This window comes from Streptomyces sp. CO7, assembly GCF_053474865.1.
This window is the reverse complement of the sequence record NZ_JBRIOU010000004.1, coordinates 970,314-997,032: the sequence shown is the minus strand read 5'-3', so window position 1 is coordinate 997,032 and position 26,719 is coordinate 970,314. Positions and strand designations below refer to the sequence as shown.

39 protein-coding genes are annotated in these 26,719 nt (G+C 68.5%); 35 read left to right on the top strand and 4 right to left on the bottom strand.

Features of this window, described 5'->3' with window-relative positions; genetic code table 11:
* Positions 1-165: 165 nt before the first annotated feature.
* The gene (locus ACOV8S_RS17375) at positions 166-1,701 is read right to left on the bottom strand and encodes an MFS transporter (RefSeq protein ID WP_448318679.1); all 1,536 of its coding nucleotides are present in this window, start codon (positions 1,699-1,701) and stop codon (positions 166-168) included.
* 88 nt (positions 1,702-1,789) lie between these two features.
* On the opposite strand from ACOV8S_RS17375, the gene ACOV8S_RS17370 reads away from it, so the two are divergent.
* The 32 genes from ACOV8S_RS17370 (at position 1,790) to truA (ending at position 20,758) form a co-directional block, all read left to right on the top strand.
* Positions 1,790-2,257, top strand: a complete 468-nt coding sequence (locus ACOV8S_RS17370) for a MarR family winged helix-turn-helix transcriptional regulator (protein WP_448318678.1) — start codon at positions 1,790-1,792, stop codon at positions 2,255-2,257.
* Positions 2,258-2,977: 720 nt separating this feature from the next.
* The gene (gene rpsJ / locus ACOV8S_RS17365) at positions 2,978-3,286 is read left to right on the top strand and encodes a 30S ribosomal protein S10 (RefSeq protein ID WP_003948644.1); all 309 of its coding nucleotides are present in this window, start codon (positions 2,978-2,980) and stop codon (positions 3,284-3,286) included.
* A 17-nt stretch (positions 3,287-3,303) separates the two neighbouring features.
* Positions 3,304-3,948 carry a 50S ribosomal protein L3 gene (gene rplC / locus ACOV8S_RS17360; protein WP_351110711.1) on the top strand — a complete coding sequence of 215 codons (645 nt, stop codon included), beginning with the start codon at positions 3,304-3,306 and terminating at the stop codon, positions 3,946-3,948.
* A gap of 4 nt (positions 3,949-3,952) precedes the next feature.
* Positions 3,953-4,600, top strand: a complete 648-nt coding sequence (gene rplD / locus ACOV8S_RS17355; RefSeq protein ID WP_351110709.1) for a 50S ribosomal protein L4 — start codon at positions 3,953-3,955, stop codon at positions 4,598-4,600.
* Positions 4,600-5,019, top strand: a complete 420-nt coding sequence (gene rplW, locus ACOV8S_RS17350; protein WP_351110707.1) for a 50S ribosomal protein L23 — start codon at positions 4,600-4,602, stop codon at positions 5,017-5,019. The genes rplD and rplW overlap by 1 nt, the downstream gene beginning before the upstream one ends.
* Before the next feature lie 51 nt (positions 5,020-5,070).
* On the top strand, positions 5,071-5,907 hold the full coding sequence (rplB, locus tag ACOV8S_RS17345; RefSeq protein WP_351110705.1) for a 50S ribosomal protein L2: 837 nt from the start codon (positions 5,071-5,073) through the stop codon (positions 5,905-5,907).
* A gap of 12 nt (positions 5,908-5,919) precedes the next feature.
* The gene (rpsS, locus tag ACOV8S_RS17340) at positions 5,920-6,201 is read left to right on the top strand and encodes a 30S ribosomal protein S19 (RefSeq protein ID WP_108954814.1); all 282 of its coding nucleotides are present in this window, start codon (positions 5,920-5,922) and stop codon (positions 6,199-6,201) included.
* A 42-nt stretch (positions 6,202-6,243) separates the two neighbouring features.
* Positions 6,244-6,591, top strand: coding sequence for a 50S ribosomal protein L22 (gene rplV, locus ACOV8S_RS17335; RefSeq protein WP_108954813.1), 348 nt, complete (start codon positions 6,244-6,246; stop codon positions 6,589-6,591).
* On the top strand, positions 6,591-7,430 hold the full coding sequence (gene rpsC / locus ACOV8S_RS17330) for a 30S ribosomal protein S3 (protein ID WP_108954812.1): 840 nt from the start codon (positions 6,591-6,593) through the stop codon (positions 7,428-7,430). Before rplV ends, rpsC begins: the two co-directional genes overlap by 1 nt.
* A 3-nt stretch (positions 7,431-7,433) precedes the next feature.
* Positions 7,434-7,853, top strand: coding sequence for a 50S ribosomal protein L16 (gene rplP, locus ACOV8S_RS17325; RefSeq protein WP_005313579.1), 420 nt, complete (start codon positions 7,434-7,436; stop codon positions 7,851-7,853).
* Positions 7,853-8,077: a 50S ribosomal protein L29 gene (gene rpmC, locus ACOV8S_RS17320; protein WP_351110700.1), complete on the top strand. Its 225-nt coding sequence runs from the start codon at positions 7,853-7,855 to the stop codon at positions 8,075-8,077. Before rplP ends, rpmC begins: the two co-directional genes overlap by 1 nt.
* A complete protein-coding gene (gene rpsQ, locus ACOV8S_RS17315) occupies positions 8,074-8,358 on the top strand; it encodes a 30S ribosomal protein S17 (protein WP_351110698.1) in 285 nt (94 codons plus the stop codon). Before rpmC ends, rpsQ begins: the two co-directional genes overlap by 4 nt.
* A 171-nt stretch (positions 8,359-8,529) precedes the next feature.
* On the top strand, positions 8,530-8,898 hold the full coding sequence (rplN, locus tag ACOV8S_RS17310) for a 50S ribosomal protein L14 (RefSeq protein WP_053682618.1): 369 nt from the start codon (positions 8,530-8,532) through the stop codon (positions 8,896-8,898).
* Positions 8,899-8,900: 2 nt separating this feature from the next.
* On the top strand, positions 8,901-9,212 hold the full coding sequence (rplX, locus tag ACOV8S_RS17305) for a 50S ribosomal protein L24 (RefSeq protein WP_448318677.1): 312 nt from the start codon (positions 8,901-8,903) through the stop codon (positions 9,210-9,212).
* Entirely contained in the window at positions 9,209-9,766 is a 558-nt protein-coding gene (gene rplE, locus ACOV8S_RS17300) for a 50S ribosomal protein L5 (RefSeq protein ID WP_448318896.1), read from the top strand. Before rplX ends, rplE begins: the two co-directional genes overlap by 4 nt.
* Positions 9,767-9,771: 5 nt before the next feature.
* Positions 9,772-9,957 carry a type Z 30S ribosomal protein S14 gene (locus ACOV8S_RS17295; RefSeq protein ID WP_003956452.1) on the top strand — a complete coding sequence of 62 codons (186 nt, stop codon included), beginning with the start codon at positions 9,772-9,774 and terminating at the stop codon, positions 9,955-9,957.
* Between the two features lie 238 nt (positions 9,958-10,195).
* Positions 10,196-10,594: a 30S ribosomal protein S8 gene (gene rpsH / locus ACOV8S_RS17290; protein WP_006130772.1), complete on the top strand. Its 399-nt coding sequence runs from the start codon at positions 10,196-10,198 to the stop codon at positions 10,592-10,594.
* A gap of 22 nt (positions 10,595-10,616) precedes the next feature.
* Positions 10,617-11,156, top strand: coding sequence for a 50S ribosomal protein L6 (gene rplF, locus ACOV8S_RS17285; RefSeq protein ID WP_108954807.1), 540 nt, complete (start codon positions 10,617-10,619; stop codon positions 11,154-11,156).
* 3 nt (positions 11,157-11,159) lie between these two features.
* Positions 11,160-11,543 carry a 50S ribosomal protein L18 gene (gene rplR / locus ACOV8S_RS17280; RefSeq protein WP_108954806.1) on the top strand — a complete coding sequence of 128 codons (384 nt, stop codon included), beginning with the start codon at positions 11,160-11,162 and terminating at the stop codon, positions 11,541-11,543.
* Positions 11,544-11,589: 46 nt separating this feature from the next.
* Positions 11,590-12,198, top strand: coding sequence for a 30S ribosomal protein S5 (gene rpsE, locus ACOV8S_RS17275; RefSeq protein ID WP_108954805.1), 609 nt, complete (start codon positions 11,590-11,592; stop codon positions 12,196-12,198).
* On the top strand, positions 12,198-12,380 hold the full coding sequence (gene rpmD / locus ACOV8S_RS17270) for a 50S ribosomal protein L30 (protein ID WP_003974250.1): 183 nt from the start codon (positions 12,198-12,200) through the stop codon (positions 12,378-12,380). The genes rpsE and rpmD overlap by 1 nt, the downstream gene beginning before the upstream one ends.
* Before the next feature lie 2 nt (positions 12,381-12,382).
* Positions 12,383-12,838 carry a 50S ribosomal protein L15 gene (gene rplO, locus ACOV8S_RS17265; RefSeq protein WP_108954804.1) on the top strand — a complete coding sequence of 152 codons (456 nt, stop codon included), beginning with the start codon at positions 12,383-12,385 and terminating at the stop codon, positions 12,836-12,838.
* Between the two features lie 281 nt (positions 12,839-13,119).
* Positions 13,120-14,436: a preprotein translocase subunit SecY gene (gene secY, locus ACOV8S_RS17260; RefSeq protein WP_351110692.1), complete on the top strand. Its 1,317-nt coding sequence runs from the start codon at positions 13,120-13,122 to the stop codon at positions 14,434-14,436.
* Entirely contained in the window at positions 14,436-15,089 is a 654-nt protein-coding gene (locus ACOV8S_RS17255; protein WP_351110690.1) for an adenylate kinase, read from the top strand. The genes secY and ACOV8S_RS17255 overlap by 1 nt, the downstream gene beginning before the upstream one ends.
* A gap of 231 nt (positions 15,090-15,320) precedes the next feature.
* Positions 15,321-16,160, top strand: a complete 840-nt coding sequence (map, locus tag ACOV8S_RS17250; protein WP_448318676.1) for a type I methionyl aminopeptidase — start codon at positions 15,321-15,323, stop codon at positions 16,158-16,160.
* Positions 16,161-16,488: 328 nt separating this feature from the next.
* Positions 16,489-16,710: a translation initiation factor IF-1 gene (gene infA / locus ACOV8S_RS17245; protein WP_004927214.1), complete on the top strand. Its 222-nt coding sequence runs from the start codon at positions 16,489-16,491 to the stop codon at positions 16,708-16,710.
* Between the two features lie 75 nt (positions 16,711-16,785).
* A complete protein-coding gene (gene rpmJ, locus ACOV8S_RS17240; RefSeq protein ID WP_003998809.1) occupies positions 16,786-16,899 on the top strand; it encodes a 50S ribosomal protein L36 in 114 nt (37 codons plus the stop codon).
* Positions 16,900-17,104: 205 nt separating this feature from the next.
* On the top strand, positions 17,105-17,485 hold the full coding sequence (gene rpsM / locus ACOV8S_RS17235) for a 30S ribosomal protein S13 (RefSeq protein WP_351110686.1): 381 nt from the start codon (positions 17,105-17,107) through the stop codon (positions 17,483-17,485).
* Between the two features lie 65 nt (positions 17,486-17,550).
* On the top strand, positions 17,551-17,955 hold the full coding sequence (gene rpsK, locus ACOV8S_RS17230) for a 30S ribosomal protein S11 (protein ID WP_003956432.1): 405 nt from the start codon (positions 17,551-17,553) through the stop codon (positions 17,953-17,955).
* Between the two features lie 181 nt (positions 17,956-18,136).
* Positions 18,137-19,159 (top strand): DNA-directed RNA polymerase subunit alpha, encoded by a 1,023-nt coding sequence (locus tag ACOV8S_RS17225; RefSeq protein WP_108954799.1) that lies wholly within the window; start codon positions 18,137-18,139, stop codon positions 19,157-19,159.
* Between the two features lie 123 nt (positions 19,160-19,282).
* A complete protein-coding gene (gene rplQ, locus ACOV8S_RS17220; RefSeq protein ID WP_351110684.1) occupies positions 19,283-19,777 on the top strand; it encodes a 50S ribosomal protein L17 in 495 nt (164 codons plus the stop codon).
* Between the two features lie 102 nt (positions 19,778-19,879).
* A complete protein-coding gene (truA, locus tag ACOV8S_RS17215; RefSeq protein WP_448318675.1) occupies positions 19,880-20,758 on the top strand; it encodes a tRNA pseudouridine(38-40) synthase TruA in 879 nt (292 codons plus the stop codon).
* A gap of 95 nt (positions 20,759-20,853) precedes the next feature.
* Here truA and ACOV8S_RS17210 read toward each other — a convergent pair whose 3' ends face one another.
* Positions 20,854-21,744: a hypothetical protein gene (locus ACOV8S_RS17210; protein WP_448318674.1), complete on the bottom strand. Its 891-nt coding sequence runs from the start codon at positions 21,742-21,744 to the stop codon at positions 20,854-20,856.
* A gap of 258 nt (positions 21,745-22,002) precedes the next feature.
* Here ACOV8S_RS17210 and rplM point away from each other — a divergent pair, with 258 nt between their 5' ends.
* The 3 genes from rplM (at position 22,003) to glmM (ending at position 24,578) form a co-directional block, all read left to right on the top strand.
* Entirely contained in the window at positions 22,003-22,446 is a 444-nt protein-coding gene (gene rplM / locus ACOV8S_RS17205) for a 50S ribosomal protein L13 (RefSeq protein ID WP_108954789.1), read from the top strand.
* 42 nt (positions 22,447-22,488) lie between these two features.
* On the top strand, positions 22,489-23,001 hold the full coding sequence (gene rpsI, locus ACOV8S_RS17200; RefSeq protein ID WP_151771756.1) for a 30S ribosomal protein S9: 513 nt from the start codon (positions 22,489-22,491) through the stop codon (positions 22,999-23,001).
* A gap of 218 nt (positions 23,002-23,219) precedes the next feature.
* Positions 23,220-24,578, top strand: a complete 1,359-nt coding sequence (gene glmM, locus ACOV8S_RS17195; RefSeq protein ID WP_448318673.1) for a phosphoglucosamine mutase — start codon at positions 23,220-23,222, stop codon at positions 24,576-24,578.
* A 62-nt stretch (positions 24,579-24,640) separates the two neighbouring features.
* Here the strand turns inward: glmM and ACOV8S_RS17190 are convergent, their stop codons facing one another.
* Both ACOV8S_RS17190 and coaA read right to left on the bottom strand, forming a co-directional pair.
* On the bottom strand, positions 24,641-25,588 hold the full coding sequence (locus tag ACOV8S_RS17190; protein ID WP_448318672.1) for a DUF389 domain-containing protein: 948 nt from the start codon (positions 25,586-25,588) through the stop codon (positions 24,641-24,643).
* Between the two features lie 82 nt (positions 25,589-25,670).
* On the bottom strand, positions 25,671-26,663 hold the full coding sequence (gene coaA / locus ACOV8S_RS17185) for a type I pantothenate kinase (RefSeq protein WP_448318671.1): 993 nt from the start codon (positions 26,661-26,663) through the stop codon (positions 25,671-25,673).
* Between the last annotated feature and the right edge of the window lie 56 nt (positions 26,664-26,719).

Below are 26,719 nucleotides of genomic sequence, written 5' to 3'. Positions count from 1 at the left end.
AGGGCGGCGGGCATTCCGCCCGCCGCCCTCCCACGACCTGCGCCGACGTTCCGCGACCTGCGCCGACGTACCGCCACCCGCCTCGCCGGACCGCCCGCCCCGGGACTGGCGTCGCTCCGCGACCGTCGGCCCCGGCGGACCGGCCGGCTCAAGGGTGCGCCCCGCTCAGTGGGCGGCGGCCGACGCCTGGGGACCGCGGCCGCGGGCGGCCGGGCCGGTGGTGACCAGCAGGCCCGCCACGACCGCGGCGAGCAGCATCGCCCCGACGCCCCACCACAGCGCGTGGGTGAACCCGTGCACCATGGCCTCCTGCGCCAGTCGCGCCGGGCCGCCCGGGCCGGGACGGTGCTCGCCCAGGTAGCTGCTGGTGGCCGAGGTGGCGAGGGTGTTGAGCAGGGCCGTACCCAGCGAACCGCCCACCTGCTGCGCGGTGTTGACCGTGGCCGAGGTGACGCCGGCGTCCTGCGGCCGGACGCCCGCCGTCGCGGTGGAGAAGACCGGCATGAAGGTCAGACCCATGCCGAGGCCCAGCAGCAGCATGCCTGGGAGGACGTGTGTCGCGTAGGCGGAGTCGACCTCCAGGAAGGTCAGCCAGCTCAGGCCGGCCGCGCCGAGGACCATGCCGGGGACCATCAGCATCCGCGGCGGGGTGCTGGGCAGCAGACGTGCCGAGATCTGGGTGGAGCTGATCATGATCGCCGCGGACATCGGCAGGAACGCCAGACCCGTCCTGACGGGGGAGTACCCGAGGATGCCCTGCAGGTAGTAGGTCATGAAGAGGAACACGCCGAACATGCCGATGGTGGCCAGGCCCATGGTGAGGAAGCTGCCCGCGCGGTTGCGGTCGGCGAGCACCCGCAGCGGCAGCAGCGGGGTGGCGGCCCGGGACTGCCACAGGCCGAAGCAGACGAGCAGCAGCGCGCCGCCGATCAGCAGCGTCAGCACCGTGGCGTCGCTCCAGCCCTGGGCCTCGGCCTCCGAGAAGCCGTACACGACGGCGACCAGACCGCCGCAGCCGAGCAGCACGCCGGGCACGTCCAGCCGCGCCTCGCGGTGGCCGGGCCGGTCGTGGAGCAGCACCAGCGCGCCGATCACCGCGACCACGGCGATCGGGATGTTGACGTACAGGCACCAGCGCCAGTCCAGGTACTCGGTGAGGATGCCGCCGAGCAGCAGGCCGATCGCGCCGCCCGCGCCGGCCAGCGCGCCGTAGATGCCGAACGCCTTGCCGCGCTCGCGCGGGTCGGTGAAGGTGGTGGTCATCAGCGAGAGCGCGCTCGGGGCGAGCAGCGCGCCGAACGCGCCCTGCAGGGCACGGGCCGCGAACAGCATCCCGGACGTCTGGGCCGCTCCGCCGAGCGCGGAGGCGACCGCGAAGCCGACCAGGCCGATCACGAAGGTGCGCTTGCGGCCGACCAGGTCGGCGACCCGGCCGCCGAGCAGCAGGAGACCGCCGAAGGCCAGGGTGTAGGCGGTGATCATCCACTGCCGGTTGCCGTCGGATATCTCCAGCGCCTTCTGCGCCGAGGGCATCGCGATGTTCACGATGGTGGCGTCGAGTACCACCATCAGCTGGGCCAGGGCGATGACCACCAGGCCCCACCAGCGGCGGGGGTCGGGCGCGTCGCCGACGCCGCCGGGTGCGGCGGGCGGCGCGGTCCGTGTCGCTCCCTGGGAAGCGGGGAATGAGGGTTCGCTCATGGCGAGGACGTCGCTCCTTCGAGGGGAAATCATCAGTTCAGCAGATTGTCAGTAGTGCTGAACATCAGTGAAGGATACGCTCATTCCCATGAAGGACGCGCCTCTCTTGTCGCAGCGCCTCGGCTACCTGCTGAAGCAGGCCCAGGGCCGCCTGTCCACCGAGCTGGTGGAGGCGCTGGCGCCGTTCCGCCTCCACCCGCGTGAGCTGGCGGTTCTCGCCGTCATCCACGAGTCGGCGGAGCAGCCTTCACAGATGGAACTCGCCGAGTGGATCTGCCTGGACCGCACCAGCATGGTCGGCGCGATCGACTCGCTGGAGCGCAACGGGTACGTGGAGCGGCGCCGCAGCGACCTGGACCGGCGGCGCAACGTCATCACCCTCACGCCGGAGGGCGAACGGTGCCTGGCCGAGGCCGAACAGGCGCGTGAACGGGTGGAGCGCTCCTTCCTCGCCCCGCTGGACCCGCAGGCCGCGGCCGCCCTGGTCGACGCCCTCGCCACTCTGCTGGCCGCCCACGGCGCCGGACCGATGGGGCACCGGGGCTGCCCTTCGTGACCGGGCCGCACCCCGACGCCGGCACCGCCCTCCGGGCGGGTCCGTCCCACGACGGTGTCCGTCCTCCTCGAGCCGGACCGGATCAGCAGCGCGCAGAGGCCGCGGCGCGCGGTAACCGTGAGCCCTCCGCTTCACCCGTTCGGGCATGATCCGCGCCACATTCGGCGGAGGGTCCCGCACCCGGGGCCCGGCAGGCCCGGGCGAGAGGGAGCGGAAGGGTGCCGAGGAGGCGGCGTGAATGCGCCGACCGTGTCGCGGAGGACTGGGCTGACCTGCGGCTTTGTACGCACCGTGCGCGACACGGCACCCTTGGGTTTGACGTGCTCGTCGTGCCGGGTACTCTCTTCCGCCCGATTGGCCAGGCTCGTCTGCCGTATGGCACACTAGCCAAGTTGCTCGGTCGAGTGTTGATGTCGCACGCCTCCCGCCGGGAGGACCGGAAGCGAGTCCCACAGTACTCGTCAGCCCCATGCGGGCTGGAAGTACGGGAATCTTCCGGGAAGTGTCGGCGCAGCTCCGGCCAGGCACCCGGTGGGCCTTCCGCTCCCGGTTCCGCGGCAGCGAGCCGCACTCCCATCACCATCTGGTAGGGACTTCCGATTCGTTCGGGACTTCGTATCGACGGGAGCGCGACACGCCCGACCGCGTGGGTCGGCGAAGAGGGTCCAGCAAACCCACTGGGTTCCAGAGCGTTACTAGAGACAGGACTACTGAGTAGCCATGGCGGGACAGAAGATCCGCATCCGGCTCAAGGCCTACGACCACGAGGTCATCGACTCTTCGGCGAAGAAGATCGTCGAGACGGTGACTCGCACTGGTGCGTCGGTCGCGGGCCCGGTGCCGCTGCCCACTGAGAAGAACGTGTACTGCGTCATCAAGTCGCCGCACAAGTACAAGGACTCGCGCGAGCACTTCGAGATGCGCACGCACAAGCGCCTGATCGACATTCTCGACCCGACTCCGAAGACCGTTGACTCCCTGATGCGACTCGACCTCCCGGCCGGTGTCGACATCGAGATCAAGCTCTGAAGGCCGGTGATCTGAGAATGGCTAAGCAGATCAAGGGCATCCTGGGCGAGAAGCTCGGCATGACGCAGGTGTGGGACGCGAACAACCGCGTCGTCCCGGTCACCGTCGTCAAGGCCGGCCCGAACGTCGTGACCCAGGTCCGCACGAACGACACCGACGGCTACGAGTCGGTCCAGATCGCCTTCGGCGAGATCGACCCGCGCAAGGTGAACAAGCCCCTCAAGGGCCACTTCTCCAAGGCCGACGTCACTCCCCGCCGCCACCTCGTCGAGATCCGTACCTCGGACGCTTCCGAGTACACCCTCGGCCAGGAGATCACCGCTGAGGTGTTCGAGGCCGGCATCAAGGTCGACGTGACCGGCAAGAGCAAGGGCAAGGGCTTCGCCGGTGTCATGAAGCGTCACAACTTCCGTGGCGGCAAGGCCTCGCACGGTGCCCACCGCGTGCACCGCAAGCCCGGTTCGATCGGTGGCTGCGCCACCCCGGGCCGCGTCTTCAAGGGCATGCGCATGGCTGGCCGTATGGGCAACGAGCGCGTGACCACCCAGAACCTGACCGTCCACGCCGTTGACGCGGAGAAGGGTCTGCTGCTCATCAAGGGCGCGGTTCCCGGTCCGAACGGCGGCCTCGTCCTGGTCCGCACCGCGGCCAAGGGGGCCTGAGGTAATGAGCACTGTTGACATCCTTTCGCCGGCGGGCGACAAGGCCGGTACCGTCGAGCTCCCCTCGGAGATCTTCGACGCCAAGGTCAGCGTTCCGCTGATCCACCAGGTCGTCGTCGCGCAGCTGGCCGCGGCCCGTCAGGGCACGCACAAGACCAAGACCCGCGCCGAGGTCCGTGGTGGTGGCCGCAAGCCTTACCGCCAGAAGGGCACCGGTCGCGCCCGTCAGGGTTCGACCCGCGCGCCCCAGTTCGCCGGTGGTGGCGTCGTGCACGGTCCCGTGCCGCGTGACTACTCGCAGCGGACCCCCAAGAAGATGAAGGCCGCCGCCCTGCGTGGCGCCCTCACCGACCGGGCGCGTCACAACCGCATCCACGTCGTCTCCGGCGTGGTCGAGGGTGCCGCCTCCACGAAGGCCGCCAAGTCGCTGTTCGGCAAGATCTCGGAGCGCAAGAACCTGCTCCTGGTCGTCGACCGCGCCGACGAGGCCGCGTGGCTGTCCGCCCGCAACCTGCCCCAGGTCCACATCCTGGAGCCGGGCCAGCTGAACACGTACGACGTTCTCGTCTCGGACGACGTGGTCTTCACCAAGGCCGCTTTCGAGTCCTTCGTGTCCGGCGGCCAGGCCGTCACCGAAGGGAGCGAGGCCTGATGGCTACGCGTCACCCGAGCATCGCCTCCAAGGCTGCGAAGGCCGCCAAGGCCGCGCGCGTCGCCAAGGCGCGCCGCCACGCCGCCGAGGGCAAGAACACCGTCGTCACCCCGGCCAGCAAGTCGTACACGGACCCCCGTGACGTGCTGCTGAAGCCGGTCGTGTCGGAGAAGAGCTACGCGCTCATCGACGAGAACAAGTACACGTTCCTCGTCGACACGCGGGCCAACAAGACCCAGATCAAGCAGGCCGTGCAGTCGGTCTTCTCGGTCAAGGTCACCGGGGTCAACACGATCAACCGCCAGGGCAAGCGCAAGCGGACCCGCACCGGGTTCGGCAAGCGTCCCGACACCAAGCGCGCGATCGTAACCCTCGCTGAGGGCGACCGTATCGACATCTTCGGCGGTCCGACCGCCTGACGGCGGTCGGGATCGTCCAGATTTCGGAATACTTCCGAGGACTGAGAGACAATGGGTATCCGCAAGTACAAGCCGACGACTCCGGGCCGTCGTGGCTCCAGCGTCGCCGACTTCGTCGAGGTCACGCGGTCCACGCCGGAGAAGTCGCTGGTCCGCCCGCTGCACAGCAAGGGCGGCCGTAACAACGCCGGTCGTGTGACCGTTCGCCACCAGGGTGGTGGCCACAAGCGCGCCTACCGCGTGATCGACTTCCGTCGTCACGACAAGGACGGCGTGCCCGCGAAGGTCGCGCACATCGAGTACGACCCCAACCGCACCGCGCGCATCGCGCTGCTGCACTACGCGGACGGCGAGAAGCGCTACATCCTCGCCCCGCGCAACCTGCAGCAGGGTGACCGCGTCGAGAACGGTCCCGGGGCCGACATCAAGCCGGGCAACAACCTGGCGATCCGCAACATCCCGGTCGGTACCACGATCCACGCGATCGAGCTCCGTCCGGGCGGCGGCGCCAAGTTCGCCCGCTCCGCCGGTACCTCCGTGCAGCTGCTCGCGAAGGAGGGCTCGATGGCCCACCTCCGCATGCCCTCCGGTGAGATCCGCCTGGTCGACGTGCGCTGCCGCGCGACGATCGGCGAGGTCGGCAACGCCGAGCAGAGCAACATCAACTGGGGCAAGGCCGGCCGCAAGCGGTGGCTGGGCGTTCGCCCGACCGTCCGTGGTGTCGTCATGAACCCGGTCGACCACCCGCACGGTGGTGGTGAAGGCCGTACCTCCGGTGGCCGTCACCCCGTCTCCCCGTGGGGCAAGAAGGAAGGTCGTACTCGTTCGCCCAAGAAGGCGTCGAACAAGTACATCGTCCGCCGCCGCAAGACGAACAAGAAGCGCTAGGAGCGGGTTTAGATGCCGCGTAGTCTCAAGAAGGGGCCCTTCGTCGACGACCACCTCATGAAGAAGGTGGATGTCCAGAACGAAGCCGGCACCAAGAACGTCATCAAGACCTGGTCCCGTCGCTCGATGATCGTCCCGGCCATGCTCGGCCACACGATCGCGGTGCACAACGGCAAGACCCACATCCCGGTGTTTGTCACCGAGTCCATGGTCGGCCACAAGCTCGGCGAGTTCTCGCCGACGCGCACCTTCCGGGGTCACGTCAAGGACGACCGGAAGTCGAAGCGCCGCTAAGCGGGGCTGTGAAAGACCATGACAGACACTGAAGGGACAACCATGGAAGCCAGGGCCCAGGCGCGGTACATCCGCGTCACGCCCATGAAGGCCCGCCGCGTGGTGGACCTTATCCGTGGCATGGATGCCACGGAGGCTCAGGCGGTCCTGCGTTTCGCCCCGCAGGCCGCGAGCGTGCCGGTCGGCAAGGTGCTGGACAGCGCCATCGCCAACGCCGCGCACAACTACGACCACACCGATTCGTCGAGCCTGTACGTCTCCGAGGCGTACGTCGACGAGGGCCCGACCCTGAAGCGGTTCCGTCCGCGCGCCCAGGGCCGCGCCTACCGGATCCGCAAGCGGACCAGCCACATCACCGTGGTCGTCAGCAGCAAGGAAGGAACCCGGTAATGGGCCAGAAGGTTAACCCGCATGGGTTCCGGCTCGGTGTCACGACCGACTTCAAGTCGCGTTGGTACGCCGACAAGCTGTACAAGGACTACGTCAAGGAAGACGTCGCCATCCGTCGGATGATGACGTCCGGCATGGAGCGCGCCGGCATCTCCAAGGTCGAGATCGAGCGCACCCGTGACCGCGTGCGTGTGGACATCCACACCGCTCGTCCGGGCATCGTCATCGGCCGCCGTGGCGCCGAGGCCGACCGCATCCGCGGTGACCTCGAGAAGCTCACCGGCAAGCAGGTCCAGCTGAACATCCTCGAGGTCAAGAACCCCGAGACGGACGCTCAGCTCGTGGCCCAGGCCGTCGCCGAGCAGCTCTCCTCCCGCGTCTCCTTCCGTCGCGCCATGCGTAAGAGCATGCAGTCGGCGATGAAGGCCGGGGCCAAGGGCATCAAGATCCAGTGCGGCGGTCGTCTCGGCGGCGCCGAGATGTCCCGCTCGGAGTTCTACCGCGAGGGCCGCGTGCCCCTGCACACGCTCCGCGCGAACGTCGACTACGGCTTCTTCGAGGCCAAGACGACCTTCGGTCGCATCGGCGTGAAGGTCTGGATCTACAAGGGCGACGTCAAGAACATCGCCGAGGTCCGCGCCGAGAACGCCGCCGCCCGTGCCGGCAACCGCCCGGCCCGTGGTGGCAACGACCGCCCGGCCGGCCGTGGTGGCCGCGGTGGCGAGCGTGGCGGTCGCGGTCGCAAGCCCCAGCAGTCGGCTGCCGCCGCCGAGGCCCGCACGGCCGAGGCTCCCGCGGGCGCCGCTGCCGAGCCGAGCTCTGCCGGAAAGGAGAGCTGACCCATGCTGATCCCGCGTAGGGTCAAGCACCGCAAGCAGCACCACCCCAAGCGCCGCGGTATGGCCAAGGGCGGTACGACTGTTGCGTTCGGCGAGTACGGCATTCAGGCCATGACGCCGGCGTACGTCACCAACCGTCAGATCGAGGCCGCTCGTATCGCGATGACCCGCCACATCAAGCGTGGCGGCAAGGTCTGGATCAACATCTACCCGGACCGCCCCCTCACCAAGAAGCCTGCCGAGACCCGCATGGGTTCCGGTAAGGGTTCTCCGGAGTGGTGGGTCGCGAACGTGCACCCGGGTCGGGTCATGTTCGAGCTGTCTTACCCCAACGAGAAGATCGCCCGTGAGGCGCTTACTCGTGCGGCCCACAAGCTGCCGATGAAGTGCCGGATCGTCAAGCGCGAGGCAGGTGAAGCGTGATGTCGGTCGGTACCAAGGCGTCCGAGCTGCGCGAGCTGGGCAACGAGGAGCTTCTCGCGAAGCTCCGCGAGGCCAAGGAAGAACTGTTCAACCTCCGCTTCCAGGCGGCGACCGGACAGCTCGAGAACCACGGCCGTCTGAAGGCGGTCCGCAAGGACATCGCCCGGGTCTACACCCTCATGCGTGAGCGTGAGCTCGGCATCGAGTCGGTGGAGAACGCATGAGCGAGAACAACGTGACTGAGCAGAAGACCGAGCGCAACGCACGCAAGACCCGTGAGGGTCTGGTCGTCAGCGACAAGATGGACAAGACCGTCGTCGTCGCCGTCGAGGACCACGTGAAGCACGCGCTGTACGGCAAGGTCATCCGCCGTACGAACAAGCTCAAGGCGCATGACGAGCAGAACGCTGCCGGCATCGGCGACCGCGTCCTCCTGATGGAGACCCGGAAGCTGTCCGCCTCCAAGCACTGGCGCGTCATCGAGATCCTCGAGAAGGCGAAGTAACAAGCCGGGGCCCTGCCCCAGCTGACCGGCCGGGGGGCCACCCCGCCCCCCGGCCCGGTTCCTCGCCTCTTCAGGCCAAAGTAAATTCCCGCGGGGGTCTCCCGCGGGTGAGTTCCGCCAGGCTCTCCGGCTCTGCTCCGGAGGGAACCGGCAGACGATCAGGAGATAGACGTGATCCAGCAGGAGTCGCGACTGCGTGTCGCCGACAACACTGGTGCGAAGGAAATCCTTTGCATCCGTGTGCTCGGTGGCTCCGGTCGCCGCTACGCGGGCGTCGGTGACGTCATCGTCGCCACCGTCAAGGACGCGATCCCCGGTGGCAACGTGAAGAAGGGTGACGTCGTCAAGGCCGTCATCGTTCGCACCGTCAAGGAGCGCCGCCGCCAGGACGGCTCGTACATCCGCTTCGACGAGAACGCCGCCGTCATTCTGAAGAACGACGGCGACCCTCGCGGCACCCGTATCTTCGGCCCGGTCGGCCGTGAGCTGCGCGAGAAGAAGTTCATGAAGATCATCTCCCTCGCGCCGGAGGTGCTGTGAGCATGAAGATCAAGAAGGGCGACCTGGTCCAGGTCATCACCGGCAAGGACAAGGGCAAGCAGGGCAAGGTCGTCACGGCCTTCCCCCGCGAGAACCGTGTCCTGGTCGAGGGTGTCAACCGGGTCAAGAAGCACACGAAGGCCGGCCCGAACCAGGCCGGCGGCATCGTGACCGTCGAGGCTCCCGTCCACGTGAGCAACGTTCTGCTCGTCGTGGAGAAGGACGGCCAGAAGGTCGTGACCCGCGTCGGTTACCGCTTCGACGAGAACGGCAACAAGATCCGCGTTGCCAAGCGGACGGGTGAGGACATCTGATGGCTACCACCACTCCGCGTCTGAAGACGAAGTACCGCGAGGAGATCGCGGGCAAGCTGCGTGACGAGTTCAAGTACGAGAACGTCATGCAGGTTCCCGGCCTCGTCAAGATCGTGGTCAACATGGGTGTGGGCGACGCCGCCCGCGACTCCAAGCTGATCGACGGCGCCATCCGCGACCTCGTCACGATCACCGGTCAGAAGCCGGCCGTCACCAAGGCCCGCAAGTCCATCGCGCAGTTCAAGCTGCGTGAGGGTCAGCCGATCGGTGCCCACGTCACGCTCCGTGGCGACCGCATGTGGGAGTTCCTGGACCGCACCCTGTCGCTCGCGCTCCCGCGCATCCGCGACTTCCGTGGTCTGTCCCCCAAGCAGTTCGACGGCCGTGGCAACTACACCTTCGGTCTCACGGAGCAGGTCATGTTCCACGAGATCGACCAGGACAAGATCGACCGCACCCGAGGCATGGACATCACCGTGGTGACCACGGCTGTCAACGACGCTGAGGGCCGTGCGCTCCTCCGTCACCTCGGCTTCCCGTTCAAGGAGGCGTGAGCGAGATGGCGAAGAAGGCTCTCATCGCGAAGGCTGCTCGCAAGCCCAAGTTCGGTGTGCGCGCGTACACCCGCTGCCAGCGCTGCGGCCGTCCGCACTCCGTGTACCGCAAGTTCGGCCTCTGCCGCGTGTGCCTCCGTGAGATGGCTCACCGTGGCGAGCTGCCGGGCGTGACCAAGAGCTCCTGGTAATCCCCCTTTTGGGGTTCCCAGGCTCTCGGTAAGCAGGCCGGTCCGGCAGGCGACCCGCCACACATGGCTTAGGCTGGTGTGGTTGGGTGCTTGCCGTGCCCGGCCGTCCGCGGGGCACGGTCCCGCTCAATGACGCTTACTACGCCGTAGGTCCACCGCGCCGCACCCGTCCCGTCTCGGATCGGGGAGAGGGATGGCGCACCAGGAAACCCCGGCGAGAGAGGCCTAAGGCCAATTCATGACCATGACTGATCCGATCGCAGACATGCTCACGCGTCTGCGTAACGCGAACTCGGCATACCACGACACGGTGTCGATGCCGCACTCCAAGATCAAGTCGCACATCGCGGAGATCCTCCAGCAGGAGGGCTTCATCACCGGCTGGAAGGTCGAGGACGCCGAGGTCGGCAAGAACCTCGTCCTCGAGCTGAAGTTCGGCCCGAACCGCGAGCGCTCCATCGCGGGCATCAAGCGGATCTCCAAGCCCGGTCTCCGGGTGTACGCGAAGTCCACCAACCTGCCCAAGGTCCTCGGCGGCCTCGGCGTGGCGATCATCTCCACGTCGCACGGTCTCCTGACCGACAAGCAGGCCGGCAAGAAGGGCGTGGGTGGGGAAGTCCTCGCCTACGTCTGGTAACGGAAGGGAACGAGATACAGCTATGTCGCGTATCGGCAAGCTCCCCATCGCGGTTCCCGCCGGCGTGGACGTCACCATCGACGGCCGTACGGTCACGGTCAAGGGCCCCAAGGGCACTCTGACCCACACCGTCGTGGCGCCGATCGAGATCGTCACGGGCGAGGACGGCACCCTCCAGGTGACCCGCCCCAACGACGAGCGTCAGAACAAGGCCCTGCACGGCCTGTCCCGCACGCTGGTGGCGAACATGATCACCGGCGTGACCCAGGGTTACGTGAAGAAGCTCGAGATCAGCGGTGTCGGTTACCGCGTGGCGGCCAAGGGCTCGAACCTCGAGTTCGCGCTCGGCTACTCGCACCCGATCACCGTCGAGGCGCCCGAGGGCATCACCTTCAAGGTGGAGACCCCCACTCGCTTCCAGGTCGAGGGCATCGACAAGCAGAAGGTCGGCGAGGTCGCGGCGAACATCCGCAAGCTGCGCAAGCCCGACCCGTACAAGGCCAAGGGCGTCAAGTACGAGGGCGAAGTCATCCGCCGCAAGGTCGGAAAGGCGGGTAAGTAACCCATGGCATACGGGCAGAAGATCCTGAAGGGCGACGCCTACAAGCGCGCCGCCATCAAGCGCCGGCACATCCGGATCCGGAAGAACATCTCCGGTGACGCCGAGCGCCCCCGTCTCGTCGTGACCCGTTCGAACCGCCACATCGTGGCCCAGGTGATCGACGACATCAAGGGTCACACCCTGGCGTCGGCGTCCACCCTGGACGCTTCGATCCGCGGTGGCGAGGGCGACAAGTCCGCGCAGGCCGGTCAGGTCGGCGCCCTGGTCGCCGAGCGCGCCAAGGCCGCGGGCGTCGAGGCCGTCGTGTTCGACCGTGGTGGCAACAGGTACGCGGGGCGCATCGCCGCCCTGGCGGACGCCGCCCGCGAAGCCGGTCTCAAGTTCTGAGCCGGTTCCGTAGCGAAGCTAGCGGAAACAGAGAGAGGTAATTCCAATGGCTGGACCCCAGCGCCGCGGTAGCGGTGCCGGTGGCGGCGAGCGGCGGGACCGGAAGGGCCGTGACGGCGGCGCAGCTGCCGCCGAGAAGACCGCTTACGTTGAGCGCGTTGTCGCGATCAACCGTGTCGCCAAGGTTGTGAAGGGTGGTCGTCGCTTCAGCTTCACCGCGCTGGTCGTGGTGGGCGACGGTGACGGCACCGTGGGCGTCGGTTACGGCAAGGCCAAGGAGGTGCCGGCCGCCATCGCCAAGGGCGTTGAGGAGGCCAAGAAGCACTTCTTCAAGGTCCCCCGTATCCAGGGCACCATCCCGCACCCGATCACGGGTGAGAAGGCTGCCGGCGTCGTGCTGCTCAAGCCCGCGTCCCCGGGTACCGGTGTTATCGCCGGTGGTCCGGTGCGTGCCGTGCTCGAGTGCGCCGGTATCCACGACGTGCTGTCGAAGTCCCTCGGCTCGTCCAACGCGATCAACATCGTGCACGCGACCGTGGAGGCCCTCAAGGGTCTGCAGCGTCCCGAGGAGATCGCGGCCCGCCGTGGTCTGCCCCTCGAGGACGTCGCCCCCGCGGCTCTCCTGCGTGCGCGTGCCGGGGCTGGTGCTGCGTAATGGCACAGCTCAAGATCACCCAGGTTAAGTCGTACATCGGCAGCAAGCAGAACCACCGCGACACCCTGCGTTCCCTTGGCCTCAAGGGCATCAACACGCAGGTCGTCAAGGAGGACCGCCCCGAGTTCCGCGGCATGGTGCACACCGTCCGCCACCTCGTGACGGTCGAGGAGGTCGACTGATCATGGCGGAGCAGAACCCGCTCAAGATCCACAACCTCCGTCCCGCCCCGGGCGCCAAGACCGCCAAGACCCGTGTGGGTCGTGGTGAGGCGTCGAAGGGTAAGACGGCCGGTCGTGGTACCAAGGGCACGAAGGCCCGTTACCAGGTTCCGGAGCGCTTCGAGGGTGGCCAGATGCCCCTCCACATGCGTCTCCCGAAGCTGAAGGGCTTCAAGAACCCCTTCAAGACCGAGTTCCAGGTCGTGAACCTGGACAAGCTCGCCGCCCTCTACCCCGAGGGTGGGGAGGTCACCGTTGCCGACCTGGTCGACAAGGGTGCCGTCCGCAAGAACCAGCTCGTCAAGGTCCTCGGCCAGGGCGAGATCTCCGTGGCGCTGCAGGTGACGGTCGACGCCGTCTCCGGCTCCGCCAAGGAGAAGATCACCGCCGCCGGCGGTACGGTCACCGAGCTCGTCTGACGAGTTCCGGACGGGCCGACGTCGTAAAGATGTCCGGCTGATGTCCATGTGACCCGAGCGTTCCCGACCGGGGATGCCCCACAAATGGGGTATCCCCGGTTGGTCGTTCCTAAGGGGTTGGTGTCGCCGGTAAGGTGACCTCCACTGCCACCCTTCGACCAGTGCACCCATACGGCGCACCGGGCACTCGAAGCGGCGGCTACCCGTTACATCGTTTGGTATTTGTCGATCCTCAAGACCGTCACCCTTGACGCAGTTGCGCGGGGGTCGCAGGAGGCACCGTGCTCACCGCGTTCGCCCGGGCGTTCAAGACGCCCGACCTGCGCAAGAAGCTGCTCTTCACGCTCGGCATCATCGTCGTCTACCGCGTCGGTACACATGTGCCGATTCCCGGCGTGAACTATCAGAACGTCCAGATCTGTGTGGAGCAGGCGGCCGGCAAGTCCGCCGGGCTCTTCGGTCTGGTCAACATGTTCAGCGGTGGTGCGCTGCTGCAGATCACGATCTTCGCGCTCGGCATCATGCCGTACATCACGGCGAGCATCATTCTGCAGCTGCTGACCGTCGTGATCCCGCGGCTCGAGGCCCTCAAGAAGGAGGGCCAGTCCGGCACGGCGAAGATCACGCAGTACACCCGTTACCTGACGATCGCGCTGGCCGTGCTGCAGGGCACCGGCCTGGTCGCGACGGCCCGCAGCGGCGCGCTGTTCAGCGGCTGCTCCGTCTCCGGCCAGATCGTCCCGGACCGCTCGATCTTCACCACCGTCATCATGGTCCTCACCATGACCGCCGGCACCGCCGTCGTCATGTGGCTCGGCGAGCTGGTCACCGACCGCGGCATCGGCAACGGCATGTCGATCCTGATGTTCATCTCGATCGCCGCCACCTTCCCCGCCGCCCTCTGGGCCATCAAGGAGCAGGGCTCGCTGGCCGACGGCTGGATCGAGTTCGGCACCGTGCTGCTGGTCGGCTTCGTCATGGTCGGCCTGGTGGTCTTCGTCGAGCAGGCGCAGCGCCGGATCCCCGTCCAGTACGCGAAGCGCATGATCGGCCGTCGTTCCTACGGCGGCACCTCGACGTACATCCCGCTCAAGGTGAACCAGGCCGGTGTGATCCCGGTCATCTTCGCCTCGTCGCTGCTCTACATCCCGGCGCTGGTGGCGCAGTTCTCCAGCGGCAACTCCGGCTGGAAGAGCTGGATCCAGGCTCACCTGGTGACGGGTAATGACCCGATTTACATCTCCCTGTACTTCCTGCTGATCGTCTTCTTCGCGTTCTTCTACGTGGCCATCACCTTCAACCCCGAAGAAGTGGCCGACAACATGAAGAAGTATGGTGGGTTCATCCCGGGCATCCGGGCTGGCCGACCGACCGCTGAGTACCTGAGCTACGTGCTCAACCGGATCACCTGGCCGGGTTCGCTGTACCTGGGTCTGATCGCTCTCGTGCCGACGATGGCGTTGGTTGGTTTCGGGGCAAACCAGAACTTCCCGTTCGGTGGCACCAGCATCCTGATCATCGTGGGTGTGGGCCTCGAGACGGTGAAGCAGATCGAGAGCCAGCTCCAGCAGCGCAATTACGAAGGGTTCCTCCGCTGATGCGAATCGTCCTCGTCGGGCCGCCTGGTGCTGGCAAGGGAACGCAGGCCGCGTTCCTGGCCAAGAACCTCTCCATCCCGCACATCTCCACGGGCGACCTGTTCCGGGCCAACATCGGCCAGCAGACGGAGCTGGGCAAGCTGGCGAAGTCGTACATGGACAAGGGCGAGCTGGTACCGGACGAGGTCACCATCGCGATGGCCAAGGACCGCATGGAGCAGGCGGACGCCGCGCACGGCTTCCTCCTCGACGGCTTCCCGCGCAACGTCTCGCAGGCCGAGGCGCTGGACGGGATGCTCTCCGAGAGCGGTATGAAGCTCGACGCGGTGCTGGACCTCGAGGTTCCCGAGGACGAGATCGTGAAGCGGATCGCCGGCCGGCGCATCTGCCGCAAGGACTCGGCGCACGTCTTCCACGCCACCTACAACCCGCCGAAGGCCGAGGGCGTCTGCGACGTCTGCGGCGGCGAGCTGTACCAGCGGGACGACGACACCGAGGACACGGTGCGCAAGCGCCTGGAGGTCTACCACACCCAGACCGAGCCGATCATCGACTACTACCGGGCGCAGGACCTGGTCGTGACGATCGAGGCGCTCGGCAAGGTGGACGAGGTCACGGCGCGGGCGATGTCCGCGCTGAAGGCCGGCGAGTAGCCACACCCCGCACGTTCGCACAGGACCGCGGCTCCCCTCCGGGGGAGCCGCGGTCCTGTGTCGTGCGGGGCCGCGCCGGATGGCGTGGGTTCCGTGGGGTGGTCCCCCCGGTGCGCTCCGTGCGCGCGCGGGACCGGGCTGTCACGGCCGGTGCGGGGAACACGTATCGTTGGTGGTGTACGTACAGGACGGAAAAACGTCGGTCCCGGCGGAGAAAGGCCCGTAGCGCTCATGGTGCAGATCAAGACCCCGGAGCAGATCGCCAAGATGCGCGAGGCGGGGCTTGTCGTCGCCGCCGTGCACGCGGCCACCCGGGAGGCCGCGGTCCCCGGCTCCACCACGCGGGACCTGGACGAGGTGGCCCGCAAGGTCCTCGCCGAGCACGGCGCCAAGTCCAACTTCCTCGGCTACGGCGGCTTCCCCGCGACGATCTGCACCTCGGTCAACGAGGTCGTCGTCCACGGCATCCCGTCCGACGAGGTGGTCCTCAAGGACGGCGACGTCATCTCCATCGACGCCGGCGCGATCATCGACGGCTGGCACGCGGACGCCGCGTACACCTGCTTCGTGGGCTCCGGCCACCTCCCCGAGCTGCACGAGCTCTCCCGGGTGACCGAGGAGTCGATGTGGGCGGGCATCGCGGCGATGAAGCAGGGCAACCGGCTGGTCGACATCTCCCGCGCCGTCGAGACCTACATCCGCCGCCAGCCCAAGCCGGGCGGCGGCAAGTACGGCATTGTCGAGGACTACGGCGGCCACGGCATCGGCACCGAGATGCACATGGACCCGCACCTGCTGAACTACGTCGAGCGGCGCCGCGGCAAGGGCCCGAAGCTGGTCACCGGCTTCTGCCTGGCCATCGAGCCGATGGTCTCGCTGGGCACGCCGAAGACCAAGGTGCTGGCCGACGACTGGACCGTGATCACCACGGACGGCACCTGGTCCTCCCACTGGGAGCACTCGGTGGCGCTCACCGAGGAGGGCCCGCTGGTCCTCACCGCCCCCGACGCCGGCCGCGCCAAGCTGGCCGAGCTCGGCATCACGGCGGCCCCGGACCCGCTGGCCTCCTGACGGGGGCCCCCCCGGCGGCCCCGCCCGTTCCGACCGCCACCCCTGTCCCGCGGCGCCGCAAGGCCGACCGGGCGGGGGTGCGGCGCTTTCCCGGGGTCCCCCCTGGGGCTTCCCGGCGCGGGCGGCGAGCGTGCCGGGGGCGTGCCCAGGGCGTGCGATGCGTTTCGTCCGTCCGATCGGGCATAAGGATCACGCGGATGGGGCATTCTTCCCCGATTCGTATTTCGGGATGCCCTGACGTAGACTGACTCGTCGGCTCCCGTGCACCCGCATGTCTGTATGCGCTTCGTACGGAGTCGATCAAGGTAGTCGATTCGAAGGGCGAAGCGTGGCCAAGAAGCAAGGTGCCATCGAGATCGAGGGCACTGTCGTCGAGTCTCTGCCGAACGCCATGTTCAGGGTCGAGCTCCAGAACGGCCACCAGGTCCTGGCTCACATCAGCGGCAAGATGCGCATGCACTACATCCGCATCCTCCCTGACGACCGGGTCGTGGTGGAGCTGTCTCCGTACGACCTGACGCGTGGCCGGATCGTCTACCGGTACAAGTAGATCTGCCTGCACTCCGTGCGCCGTCCGGCTTGGGCGGTCCGCGGGTGGTGGCACTGACCCGGAGAACCTCATCCCATGAAGGTCAAGCCGAGCGTCAAGAAGATCTGCGACAAGTGCAGGGTGATCCGCCGTCACGGTCGGGTCATGGTCATCTGCGAGAACCCGCGCCACAAGCAGCGCCAGGGCTGACGCACTGACCTCCCCTCTGCTTCCGCAGAGTCTTCGCGCGACGCGAGCAACATGTCATAAGCAGGACCCGGAGCCGTTCGCACGGTTCCGACACCCCCGGTCGGAGGCCGGGGACCCGATCCGTACCGACCCCGCGCATCAGCGGGGGACGGCGGACGGGATCCGGTTCTGCCGCAGACCTCCGACAACCAACTGGAGCCATTGAATGGCACGCGTTTCCGGTGTCGACATCCCGCGCGAAAAGCGCGTGGAGGTCGCCCTGACCTACGTGTTCGGCATCGGCCGGACCCTCTCCCAGCAGACTCTGGCTGCCACGGGCATCGACCCCAACGTGCGGGTTCGCGACCTCTCCGAGGAGCAGCTCGTCGCGATCCGTGAGTACGTCGACGCCAACATCAAGACCGAGGGTGACCTCCGTCGCGAGATCCAGGCCGACATCCGCCGCAAGGTCGAGATCGGCTCGTACCAGGGTCTTCGTCACCGTCGTGGCCTGCCGGTCCGCGGTCAGCGCACCAGCACGAACGCTCGTACCCGCAAGGGCCCGCGTCGCGCCATCGCCGGCAAGAAGAAGCCGGGCAAGAAGTAGTCCGCAGCGGACGACTGTCCACGGTCTTCGCTGTAGGACCGACCACCTCCCGTAGGAGATAAGACATGCCCCCCAAGGGACGTCAGGGCGCTGCCAAGAAGGTGCGCCGCAAGGAAAAGAAGAACGTCGCTCACGGCCACGCGCACATCAAGAGCACGTTCAACAACACGATCGTCTCGATCACGGACCCGTCCGGCAACGTGATCTCCTGGGCCTCCGCCGGCCACGTCGGCTTCAAGGGCTCGCGCAAGTCCACCCCGTTCGCCGCGCAGATGGCCGCCGAGTCGGCCGCGCGTCGCGCGCAGGAGCACGGCATGCGCAAGGTCGACGTCTTCGTCAAGGGTCCCGGCTCCGGCCGTGAGACCGCGATCCGCTCCCTCCAGGCCACCGGCCTCGAGGTGGGTTCGATCCAGGACGTCACCCCCACCCCGCACAACGGCTGCCGTCCGCCGAAGCGCCGCCGCGTCTGATCCGGGGCCGGGTGCGCCCGGCTGTGGATCGCGGTGGCCCGTGAGGGCTTGAGGTGCTGGGCGGTACGCCCCCGAAAGGGGCGTACCGCCCGTATCCTTGCAGTACCCGTGCCTCTTGTGGGGCGCGGTTCCGTCGGGCGTCAAATAGCGGGCGTCCACGAAAGAAGGATCTGATCCAAGAATGCTGATCGCTCAGCGTCCCTCGTTGACCGAAGAGGTCGTCGACGAATTCCGCTCCCGGTTCGTGATCGAGCCGCTGGAGCCGGGCTTCGGTTACACCCTCGGCAACTCCCTGCGTCGTACCCTCCTGTCCTCGATCCCGGGTGCGGCGGTCACGTCCATCCGCGTCGACGGCGTGCTGCACGAGTTCACCACCGTGCCGGGCGTCAAGGAGGACGTCACCGACCTGATCCTCAACATCAAGCAGCTGGTCGTCTCCTCGGAGCACGACGAGCCGGTCGTGATGTACCTGCGCAAGCAGGGCCCGGGTCTGGTCACCGCCGCCGACATCGCGCCCCCGGCCGGTGTCGAGGTGCACAACCCCGACCTGGTTCTGGCCTCGCTGAACGGCAAGGGCAAGCTGGAGATGGAGCTGACCGTCGAGCGCGGTCGCGGCTACGTCTCCGCCGTCCAGAACAAGCAGGCCGGCCAGGAGATCGGCCGCATCCCGGTCGACTCGATCTACTCGCCGGTCCTCAAGGTCACCTACAAGGTCGAGGCGACCCGAGTCGAGCAGCGCACCGACTTCGACAAGCTCATCGTCGACGTCGAGACCAAGCAGGCCATGCGCCCGCGTGACGCCATGGCCTCGGCCGGCAAGACCCTGGTCGAGCTGTTCGGTCTGGCCCGCGAGCTCAACGTCGACGCCGAGGGCATCGACATGGGCCCGTCGCCGACGGACGCCGCCCTGGCCGCCGACCTGGCGCTGCCGATCGAGGAGCTCGAGCTCACCGTCCGGTCGTACAACTGCCTCAAGCGCGAGGGCATCCACTCCGTGGGTGAGCTCGTCGCCCGCTCCGAGGCCGACCTGCTGGACATCCGCAACTTCGGTGCGAAGTCCATCGACGAGGTCAAGGCGAAGCTGGCCGGCATGGGCCTGGCGCTCAAGGACAGCCCGCCCGGATTCGACCCGACCGCCGCCGCCGACGCCTTCGGCGCCGACGACGACTCGGACGCCGGGTTCGTCGAGACCGAGCAGTACTGAGCCCGGTCCCGGCAGCCGCACTTCCCGCGCCCCCTCGGGGGCGCGGGTCTTCGACGGGCGACCGCCCGCTCGGATACTGACTCCGGTACCTGATACGGCCGGAGCAGACACCTAGGAGAAGAAATGCCGAAGCCCGCCAAGGGTGCCCGTCTGGGCGGCAGCGCCGCGCACGAGAAGCTGCTCCTCGCGAACCTCGCGAAGAGCCTCTTCGAGCACGGCCGCATCACCACCACGGAGACGAAGGCGCGCCGTCTGCGCCCGTACGCCGAGCGTCTGATCACCAAGGCGAAGAAGGGTGACCTTCACAACCGCCGCCAGGTGCTCTCGGTGATCACGGACAAGAGCATCGTCCACACGCTCTTCACCGAGATCGGCCCGCGCTACGAGAACCGCCCCGGTGGTTACACGCGCATCACCAAGATCGGTAACCGCCGTGGCGACAACGCGCCCATGGCCGTCATCGAGCTGGTCGAGGCCCTGACCGTGGCCCAGCAGGCCACCGGTGAGGCCGAGGCCGCCACCAAGCGTGCCGTCAAGGAGGACGAGGCCAAGCAGGCCGAGACCACCGAGACGAACGAGGCTGCCGAGGCTCCGGCCGAGGAGTCGAAGGACGCCTGAGGCCCGCGCCTGAGGAGTTCCGAGGCTGACGCCTTCTGAGAGCGGGCCCGCCCTTCTGGGGTGGGCCCGCTTTCGCATGCCGGTACCTGAGAGGATCGAAGGGTGAGCGACGAAGTACAGCCCGGTTTCGTCCGGGTGCGCCTGGACCTGTCCTACGACGGCACCGACTTCCACGGCTGGGCCAAGCAGGCCGGCGGGAAGCGGACCGTGCAGGGCGAGATCGAGGACGCGCTGCGCACGGTGACCCGGTCGCGGGACACCACGTACGAGCTGACCGTGGCCGGCCGCACCGACGCCGGGGTGCACGCCCGGGGGCAGGTCGCGCACGTGGACCTGCCCGAGGAGCTGTGGGCCGAGCACCGGGAGAAGCTGCTCAAGCGGCTCGCCGGGCGACTCTCGCGCGACGTGCGGATCTGGTCCGCCGTCGAGGCGCCCGCGGGCTTCAACGCGCGGTTCTCGGCGATCTGGCGCCGCTACGCCTACCGCGTCACCGACGCCCCCGGCGGCGTCGACCCGCTGCTGCGGGGGCACGTGCTGTGGCACGACTGGCCGCTGGACGTCGCCGCGATGAACGAGGCCGCCAAGGCGCTGCTGGGCGAGCACGACTTCGCCGCGTACTGCAAGAAGCGGGAGGGCGCCACCACCATCCGCACCCTGCAGGAGCTGAGTCTGGTGCGCGGGGACGACGGGATCGTCACCGCGACGGTGCGGGCGGACGCGTTCTGCCACAACATGGTGCGCTCGCTGATCGGCGCGCTGCTGTTCGTCGGGGACGGGCACCGGCCGGTGGAGTGGCCGGGGAAGGTCCTGGCCGCGGGGGTGCGGGACTCGGCGGTGCACGTGGTGCGGCCGCACGGGCTGACGCTGGAGGAGGTCGGCTACCCGGCCGACGACCAGCTCGCCGCGCGCAACCTCGCCGCCCGCAACCGGCGCACGCTGCCGGGCGCGGCGGCGGTCGAGGGCTGCGTCACCTGCGACTGACCGGCGGGGCGCCGGTGGGCCCGCGGGGACGAGGAAGGGCCCGGACGCGGTGCGTCCGGGCCCTTCGCCGTGTCGTCCTTCTCACGCCACCCGGGTCAGGAGGCGGGGGCCGCGGTGGCCTGGGCCTCGCCGCGGCCGTGGATCCGCTGGAAGGCGTAGTGGGCGAGGTGGTCGCCCGCGTCGAACGCCTTCTTGGCCTCCGGGGTGACGTTCTTGCCGTTGGTGAAGCCGGTGATGGTGAAGTAGGCGTACCGGCCGTAGGAGTTGATCGTCGTGCGGCAGACCGCGCCGTCGCAGAACGGCTTCACGCCCTTGCCGTCCAGCGGCTCGATGATGGCGCTGCGGTCCGCCTGGCCGCGGGCGGCCGTGGCGTCCTCGGCGGTGTCGAAGACGGCGACGCCGACGGTGACGGCCACGCCGTCACGGGTGTAGGTGGCGCGCAGCAGCTTCACGCAGCCGTTGTCGTTCAGCACCTTCGGCAGGGTGTGCTGGGCGGCGGACGCGCAGTCGGTGGTCTCCGCGGAGGGGCCCTTCACGTACTCGGCCTTGCCGAGCGGCAGCTTCTGGCCGGCCTTGCCGGGGAAGAGTCCGTCGGCCGAGAGCGGGGCGGTGTCCTTGCGGGAGTCGGCCAGGATCTCCTCCGGGTCCAGCGGCGGAGGCGCGCTGGTCGGGTCGAACGACGGGGTGCCGGTGGAGGCCGAGGCGTCGGCCCCTCCGTTCGGCGTGGGGGAGTCCCCTCCGCGCGTCAGGAGGACGGCCGTGACGGCGCCGCCCGCGACGACCACCGCGGCGACGGCGGCCGCGAGGACGCGGCGGCGCCTGCTCTTCGCGGCCGAGGCCTCGGCCAGGGCCTCCCAGTCGGGTCCCTGCGAGCCGCCGGAGCCGCCCTGTGACCAGGGCTGCGGAGCGACGGCGTTCGGCTGCTGCGATTGAGGCTTCCAAGGGTCCCACTGCTGTGGCCCAGGCCCCCCTTGCCCATTACTCATGCCGCGCATCCTAGACGGGCCCCCGCGTGGCCGCGCAGGGCGGGCGTTTTGACCCGTGGGCGGGGCGGGGGGTAACCTGCATGTTCGTTGTGTATTGGCTTGCTCATTCTCACGGGACGGGCCCTTACACCGGTCGACCGGGCCGATGACCAGCGACTTGCACGCGGTATGCGTCACCGCAGTGCGGTCAGGGCTGTCGTGATCGCTTCGGTGACCTTGTCTAGGACCATTCACTGAAGATAGCGAAGGCTACGAACCGTGCGTACGTTCAGCCCCAAGCCCGGCGATATCACCCGCCAGTGGCACGTCATTGACGCCCAGGACGTCGTCCTCGGCCGTCTGGCGTCCACCGCCGCCTCCATCCTGCGGGGCAAGCACAAGCCGATCTACGCCCCCCACGTTGACACCGGTGACTTCGTCATCATCATCAACGCGGACAAGGTGCACCTGTCCGGCAACAAGAAGACCCAGAAGATGGCGTACCGCCACTCCGGCTACCCGGGCGGTCTGCGTTCGGTTCGTTACGACGAGCTGCTCGCGAAGAACCCGGAGAAGGCCATCGAGAAGGCCGTCAAGGGCATGCTTCCCAAGAACACCCTGGGCCGTCAGATGCTCTCCAAGCTGAAGGTCTACTCGGGCGAGAACCACCCGCACGCTGCGCAGCAGCCGGTTCCGTTCGAGATCACCCAGGTCGCGCAGTAAGTACGGCCACCCCCTAAGCCTGAAGAGAATCTGAGGAGAATCGTGGCCGAGACCACTGCCGAGCAGCCGCTCGAAGAGCTTGACATCGACAGCTACACCACCGAGTCCGAGGTCCCCGTCGAGGGTGAGTACACCTCGGAGTCCATGGCCTCCCGCTTCGGCGAGCCCCAGCCGGCCGCCGGCCTGGGCCGTCGCAAGAACGCCATCGCCCGCGTCCGGATCGTTCCGGGCACCGGCAAGTGGAAGATCAACGGTCGCACCCTTGAGGACTACTTCCCGAACAAGGTGCACCAGCAGGAAGTCAACGAGCCCTTCAAGGTGCTCGAGCTCGAGGGCCGCTACGACGTCATCGCCCGCATCGCGGGTGGCGGCGTCTCCGGTCAGGCCGGTGCGCTCCGTCTGGGTGTCGCCCGTGCGCTGAACGAGGCGGACGTCGACAACAACCGCGGTGCGCTGAAGAAGGCGGGCTTCCTGAGCCGCGACGCGCGTGCCGTCGAGCGCAAGAAGGCCGGTCTGAAGAAGGCCCGCAAGGCGCCGCAGTACAGCAAGCGCTAAATCCGGCGCTGCCCGTACCTACGGCAGGCCCGCGGTACGTCCGAACGCCCCGGCGGCACTCACTTTGTGCCGCCGGGGCGTTCGTTTATCGGCAGCTCCAGTCATATAAGGGAACAATGTGCTGTAACGCTCGTAGTGTCAGTCATCCCCCTAGGGTGCGAAGCGCGGCGGGCCCAGGCGCGACGTTCAACACGATGTAGCACTTCTCTGGAGGACCAGTGGGACGACTCTTCGGCACCGACGGTGTACGCGGTGTCGCCAACGCGGATCTGACGGCCGAGCTGGCGCTCGGTCTCTCCGTGGCGGCGGCGCACGTACTGGCCGAGGCGGGCACGTTCGAAGGGCATCGCCCGAAGGCGGTCGTCGGACGGGACCCGCGTGCGTCCGGAGAGTTCCTCGAGGCCGCCGTGGTGGCCGGTCTGGCCAGCGCCGGCGTGGACGTCCTCAAGGTCGGCGTGCTGCCCACCCCGGCCGTCGCCCACCTGACCGGCGTACTCGGCGCGGACCTGGGCGTGATGCTGTCCGCCAGCCACAACGCCATGCCGGACAACGGCGTCAAGTTCTTCGCCCGCGGCGGCCACAAGCTGGCCGACGAGCTCGAGGACCGGATCGAGGCCGTCTACCAGGAGCACCGCACCGGCGCCCCGTGGGACCGCCCGACCGGGGCCGGCGTCGGCCGGGTCGGCGAACACCTGGCCGGCCTGGAGACCTACGTCGACCACCTGCTCGGCGTGCTGCCCAACCGCCTCGACGGCCTGAAGGTCGTCCTCGACGAGGCGCACGGCGCGGCCTCCCGGGTCTCGCCGGTCGCCTTCGAGCGGGCCGGCGCCCAGGTCGTCACCATCGGCGCCGAGCCGGACGGCCTCAACATCAACGACGGCTACGGCTCCACCCACCTGGACAAGCTCAAGGCCGCGGTCCTCGAGCACGGCGCCGACCTGGGAATCGCCCACGACGGCGACGCCGACCGGTGCCTCGCGGTCGACCACACCGGCGACGAGGTCGACGGGGACCAGATCCTGGCGATCCTCGCGCTGGCGATGCGGGAGCAGGGCGTGCTGCGCGCCGACACCGTCGTCGCCACGGTGATGTCCAACCTGGGCTTCAAGATCGCCATGGAGCGCGAGGGCATCCGTCTCGTCCAGACGGCGGTCGGCGACCGCTACGTCCTGGAGGAGATGAAGGAGAACGACTTCGCACTGGGCGGGGAGCAGTCCGGCCACGTCATCGCGCTGGACCACGCCACCACCGGCGACGGAACCCTGACCGGCCTGCTGCTGGCGGCCCGGGTCGCGGCCAGCGGCCGCACGCTGCGCGACCTGGCCTCCGTGATGGAGCGGCTGCCGCAGGTGCTGGTCAACGTGCGCGACGTGGACAAGTCGCGGGTGACCACCTCCGCCGAGCTGGCGACCGCCGTGGACGAGGCCGAGCGCGAGCTGGGCTCCACCGGCCGGGTGCTGCTGCGGTCCTCGGGCACCGAGCCGCTGGTGCGGGTCATGGTGGAGGCGGCCGACATCCACCAGGCCGAGTCGGTGGCCGGGCGGCTGGCCGACGTCGTCAAGTCCGCGCTGGGCTGAGCGGACATGCCGAGGGGGCGGAACCACTGACGGTGGTTCCGCCCCCTCGGCATGTCCGGGGCTCAGGCCGTCCCGGTGAGCGGGTGGCGGCGGAGCTTGCGGGACCAGAGCCACTTCTGCAGCAGCAGGGTCAGCGTGCCCGCCAGGACGATGCCCGCCAGGTTCACCATGAGCTGCAGCGACGACCCCCAGGCCTGGCCGTAGAAGTTGTACTCGAAGGCGACTGCCGCGTTGGCTGCGGCCGGGACCGTGGTGACCGAGATGGCGACGCCGACCAGGGCGCCGGACTTCGCCGAGGTCAGCGAGAGCATGCCCGCGCATCCGGCGAGCAGGGCGACCACGAAGGAGAAGGGGTCGGGGTCGTAGATGAAGCGGGTGTTGGGGCGGTCGGCGTTCACCAGCTGCGCGCTGAACAGGTCGAGCCCGGTCATCAGGTAGCTGAACAGCACGGTCAGCGCCATGGCCACCGCGAAGCCGCCGATCAGTGCCAGCAGCGAACGCAGGGCCAGCCGCGGTGCGGGACGCGCCAGGGCGGTGCAGAAGCCGGCGAGCGGGCCGAACTCCGGGCCCACCGCCATGGCGCCCACGATGAGCACCGCGTTGTCCAGCACCACACCGCAGGCCGCGATCATGGTGGCCAGGGTCAGGAAGGTCACGTAGGTCCAGGAGAAGGTGGACTCCTCGTGGGTGGCCTCCACCAGCTGGTCCCAGACCACCGCGTCGGCGCCCTCGCCGGGCGCCTCCTCCTCGGCCCGGTCCGCGGACTTCGACAGTGAGAGGTCGAGGTTGTCGGCGCTGATGGACCCTTCCCGGTCCAGGCCCATGGACCGCAGCTCGGCGATCACCTCGTCGGCGGCCTCCCGGGCGACGTCGACCGTCAGCAGGTCGCCTGCCGGTTCCCGGGCCGCCCCGGGCAGGACCACCAGGTGGGTGCAGCCGACGCTCTTGCGCAGGAGGTCGATCACCTCGTCCGTCCGTTCCGACGGTGTGATCAGTCGCAGGTGCAGCATGCGGGGCAGACTAGCGGCGCGGACGCCCGCCGTCGCCGTCAGGTGCGGGGACGTCCGGTTCTCCCGCTGTCCCCGGACCGGCTCAGAGCTTGCGCAGGCGCAGGCGCTGGACCTTGTGGTCGGGGCCCTTGCGCAGGACCAGGTCGGCGCGGCCGCGGGTGGGAGCCACGTTCTCCACCAGGTTGGGCCGGTTGATCGTCTGCCAGGTGCTGCGCGCGTAGTCCAGCGCCTCCTCCTCGGAGACCTGGGTCCAGCGGCGGAAGTACGACTCGGGGTTCTGGAACGCGGTGTCCCGCAGGCGCCGGAAGCGGTGCAGGTACCACTTCTCGATGTCCTCGGTCTTGGCGTCCACGTAGACGCTGAAGTCGAAGTAGTCGGCCAGCGCCACCCGCGTGCGGCCGTCCTTGCCGGGCAGCGCCGGCTGCAGGACGTTCAGGCCCTCCACGATCAGGATGTCCGGGCGGCGGACGGTGAGCTTCTCGCCGGGGACGATGTCGTAGATCAGGTGGGAGTAGACCGGCGCGGTCACCTCGTCCTTGCCGGCCTTGATGTCGGCGACGAACCGGGTCAGCGCCCGGCGGTCGTAGGACTCGGGGAAGCCCTTGCGCTCCATCAGGCCGCGCGCCTGCAGCTCCCGGGTGGGCAGCAGGAAGCCGTCGGTGGTGACCAGCTCGACGCGGGGGTGCTCGGGCCAGCGCGAGAGCAGCGCCCGCAGCAGGCGGGAGACCGTCGACTTGCCGACCGCCACCGACCCGGCGACCCCTATGACGAACGGCGTGCCCGACTGGGAGCCCTTCTCGCCGAGGAAGGTGTTCAGGGAGGAGCGCAGGTTGTCCGTGGAGCGCACGTAGAGGTTCAGCAGCCGCGACAGCGGCAGGTAGATGTCCCGCACCTCGTCGAGGTCGATCACGTCGCCGAGGCCGCGCAGGCGCTCGACCTCCTCCGCGGTGAGCGGGAGCGGCGTCTTGTCGCGCAGCGCGCTCCACTCGGCGCGGGTCAGGTCCACGTAGGGGGTCGCGTCCGGCCGGGACCGGTGGGCGCCGCCTGAGGGCATCGGGGAGGCCGGAGAGATCACAGTCCATTGTTACGGGCGCCGGAACATGTCGCGGGGTGGGGTGCGTCACTCAGGGG